Below are 1,734 nucleotides of genomic sequence, written 5' to 3'. Positions count from 1 at the left end.
CAGCGTCGCCACGAGGTCGTGAACGCGGAAAAATCGTACTTCATGTCCCTTCGCGCATGCCTTCATCCCAAGGGCAATCGCCAAATGCGTCTTTCCCGTGCCGACCGGCCCGAGCATGAGCACGTTCTCTCGGCGCTCGAGAAACCCGAGCTCTGTCAGCTGTTCTCGGCTGCAGTGCGGCGGAAACTTGATTTTGCTGAAATCGTAGCCCTCCAATTGCTTGACCTGAGGGAACTGGGCTTTCTTCAGCAGCCGCCGAATCCGCGCGGCTTCTCGGCCCTTCAGTTCCGCTTCGAAGACACCCAGGAGAAACGTGGTGCGATCTTGAAACGGAATGGATTCATAGGTCTCCATCACATACCCTAAGTGCAGGCTTTTACAAGCTTGAGCGAGCACTTCTTTCATCGCATCCTCATCTCCAGCAAGGCGTCGTATCGCCGAAGGTCAGGCCGATACCCGCAAACTTCCGTTGGCGTATGGGCTTCGATCCAAGGTGCAGGTCGAAACTCGGGATGCTGCCTAGCATACAAAGCGTGTTCCAGCACCACTTCGGGATGCGAATGGGTCTGAAGCGTCTCCAGCAGTTCGCCGATGTCCGCCATATCGTACCGTTCGAGCAAGCGGCGAATGAGTCCCACTCGCGCCTTTCGGAGGTCAGTCTCCGGCACTTGCACAAATGTGCGCACCGACGCGGGCAAGTACTTCGCCAGGTCGGAGTACATCACAGCGCGCGGCTTCCGGCGATAGCCGTCGAACACCGCTTTCCAATCGATCTTAAACGGTTTGTCCACGTACGGCCGCGGGAAGACCGCAAGCCGTTGATACGTCCCATCACTCGAAAGGACCTCGACCTCATCCCATTTGACCTTCAGCAAGACCGTCGCCAGTGCTTCGCACTGAGGCAGGGGATAGGTCGTGTTTTCGAATCGCAGCTCGCGGTACTTGTTCAGCCGGGAGGTCGTCAAACGGAAGACCTCGAATGGGACATCCGGCAACGCAAGCAGCTTCTTGCGCTCTTGTGCCCACAACTCGGCGATGAGTTCTCCCTTCGCGTAGTGTGGCCGCTCCATATCTTGGGTTTCCTTCTCGGCGAGATACGCTTCCAGCTCTGCGTCGGTTTCGCACACCGGCGGCGGCACGAGCCAATTGCGACGTGTATAGCCTACTTTGTTCTCCACATGCCCCTTCTCATGCCCTCGACGGGGATTGCAAAACAGGGCTTCGAAGCGGTAATGGGCGACGAATCGCGCGAACAATTCTGTATAGATGCGTTGCCCGCCTGTCTCGACTTCGGCCACCGCTGCAGGGAGATTGTCAAACCAGATCCGCCTTGGTACACCGCCAATGCGCTCAAACAGACGTTTCATGGCTTCCAGAAAGCACTCCGTGTTTTCCGCTCGCACGGGGAATGCGAACGCTGCGTTACTGAACGGAAACGACATCACGAGCACTTTCCGTTCCACGAGTTTCCCGCCTTGGCCGATGTAGGCCGTCTCAAAATCGACTTGCGCTTCTCCGCCGGGATGCTCGAGCCGTTCGTAGGCTTCTGCTGCTTCGGACTTTAGGGCTTCTCTTCGTTTTGAGACGTATCTCTCCACTGCCCGACGACTTCCTGGGTATCCATATTCCGTTCGTAAGCGTTCAAAAATGCGCTTGGCCGTGTAACGTTGCTTGCGGGGAAGCGCTTGTTCCTCGAGCAGCCAGGTGTCGATGATTTCAAGGTACGGTCCCAGC

At 57.1% G+C, this 1,734-nt stretch carries 2 protein-coding genes; both read right to left on the bottom strand.

All coding sequences use genetic code 11. The features are described 5' to 3' along the window. Nucleotides 1-405: ATP-binding protein (locus J3481_RS14290; RefSeq protein WP_206832787.1), on the bottom strand; the 405-nt coding region annotated here is incomplete at its 3' end. Further along, the coding region (gene istA, locus J3481_RS14285) for an IS21 family transposase (protein ID WP_206832788.1) at nucleotides 402-1,734 on the bottom strand (1,333 nt) is incomplete at its 5' end. The genes istA and J3481_RS14290, both read right to left, overlap by 4 nt.

The organism is Alicyclobacillus fructus, from assembly GCF_017329605.1.
Classification (GTDB): Bacteria; Bacillota; Bacilli; order Alicyclobacillales; family Alicyclobacillaceae; genus Alicyclobacillus; species Alicyclobacillus fructus.
The sequence above is the reverse complement of the archived record's forward strand: the minus strand, read 5'-3'. Positions and strand labels throughout refer to the sequence as shown.